The organism is Armatimonas sp., assembly GCF_031410135.1.
Classification (GTDB): domain Bacteria; phylum Armatimonadota; class Armatimonadia; order Armatimonadales; family Armatimonadaceae; genus Armatimonas.
The window spans coordinates 1-2140 of the sequence record NZ_JANNYP010000258.1 but is presented as its reverse complement, the minus strand read 5'-3'; the positions used below and the strand labels follow the sequence as shown (position 1 = coordinate 2140).

1 protein-coding gene is annotated in these 2140 nt (G+C 57.7%); it reads right to left on the bottom strand.

The window, feature by feature from the left end; all coding sequences use genetic code 11:
* A partial coding sequence (gene rpoB, locus RMO15_RS09700) for a DNA-directed RNA polymerase subunit beta (RefSeq protein WP_309711256.1) occupies nucleotides 1–2140 on the bottom strand: 2140 nt, incomplete at both ends.

The following is a 2140-nucleotide window of genomic DNA, read 5'->3' as shown; positions in this document are numbered from 1 at the left end:
GGGAAGTCTGCGGGAATGCTCTCGATGACTTCCTGTCCCATTAGGGTCGCGGAAACGCGCTCCAGGGTCTCAGCATCCAGGTCACGAAGTGCGGCCTCCAGAGGCCCGAGGAGATCCTCAAGGTTCTGTCCACCCTCACTCACTTCCGGGAAGTCTACCGAGAGCTGCAGATCACTCTTGACGTAGTGCATCAGCATCTCGCGGCGGCGCTTCTCGCCGAAGCGGTTCATCTCACCGAGAATCTCCTCTTCGTTAGAGCCCTCAAAGATCGGCTCCACAAACTGGACACCGAACTCACGAGCCGCCAGCCCAAGGTGAGTTTCCATGATCTGACCGATGTTCATACGGCTAGGCACACCCAGCGGGTTGAGAACGATGTCTACAGGAGTGCCATCCGGCAAGAACGGCATGTTCTCCTCGGGCATGATCTTAGAGACCACACCTTTGTTGCCGTGACGTCCCGCCATCTTGTCGCCTTCCATGATCTTACGCTTTTGTGCGATATAGACACGAACTAGCTTGTTGACCCCTGCTTGCAGCTCGTCGGGCGTCAGACGCTCCAGCTCACTGCCATCGTAGGGCGACTCCAGAGAGTCAGGGCGCTTGGAGAAGTTGAAGATATTACCGCTGGCATCCTTGTACTTGTAGCGCGAGAACACCTTGATATCAACAATCTTGCCCTTTTCACCGTGCGGGACGCGCAGCGAGACATCGCGGGTCTCTTCCGCTTTTTTACCGAAGATGGCGATAATCAGGCGCTCTTCTGCCGTCAGCTCTCCCTGGCCCTTAGGCGCGACTTTTCCGATGAGAATATCATCGCTTCGGACTTCTGCCCCAATGCGAATAATCCCCTCTTCGTCTAAGTCCTTCAGAGCATCTTCCCCGACATTGGGAATGTCACGGGTCATCTCTTCGGGTCCTAGCTTGGTGTCACGTGCCTCCAGCTCATACTTTTCAATATGAATCGAGGTGTAGACATCGTCGCGGACCATACGGCGAGAAAGCAGGATCGCGTCCTCGTAGTTGTAGCCGTTCCAGGGCATGAAGGCGACTAAGACGTTCTGTCCCAGTGCCAGCTCGCCGCCATCGGTACAGGGGCCATCGGCAAGTACCTGGCCCTGCTTGACGCGCTGGCCCGGCTCGACGATGGGGCGTTGCGTGATACAGGTGGCCTGGTTGGAGCGGATCATGTTCAGCAGCCAGTAGCGATCAATCTTGCCCTCGCGGGTCTCGATAATAATCTCTTCACTGGTGACTTTCTTGACCCGACCGCCGCGCTTGGCGACAATGATCGCGCCGGAGTCCAGAGCAGCACGCCGCTCCATTCCCGTCTTGACCAGAGGTGCATCGGGACGCAGCGTAGGAACCGCCTGGCGCTGCATGTTTGCGCCCATCAGCGCACGGTTAGCGTCGTCGTTTTCCAGGAACGGAATCAGCGACGTACCAACCGAGACAAGCTGCTGGGGCGAGACATCCATGTACTGCACCTCTTTGGAGGGCACATAGGGATACTCATGGTTGTGGCGCACCTGCACCAGGGTCGTCGTGAAGCTGCCATCTTCTGCAAGGCGAACACTCGCCGGACAGATATGGTAGTGGTGCTCGTTGTCGGCGGGCAACCAGTCCAGCTCGCGGCTGACCTTTCCGCCGATAACACGACGGTACGGTGTCTCGATAAACCCAAACGGATCCACACGAGCATGCACGGCAAGCGAGCCGATTAGACCAATGTTAGGCCCTTCTGGGGTCTCAATCGGACAGATACGACCGTAGTGCGAGTGGTGAACGTCACGGACTTCCAGCTTAGCGCTCTGACGGGAGAGACCACCGGGTCCAAGCGCTGAGAGACGGCGCTTGTGGGTGAGCTCGGCCAGGGGGTTGGTCTGGTCCATGAACTGCGAGAGCTGCGAGGAGCCAAAGAAGCTCTTGATCGCGGCACTCACCGGCTTGACCGAGAGCACGACCTGGGGAATAATATTTTCCGCGTCGTACTGGGTCATGCGCTCCTTGGCCACTTTCTCCATGCGCAAAAAGCCCATACGAAGCTGCGAGTAGAGCAGCTCTCCTACGGAGCGAACACGCTTGTTTTCCAGGTGGTCAATGTCGTCGGTCGTGAAGCGCATTCGCGCCTCATCCGATG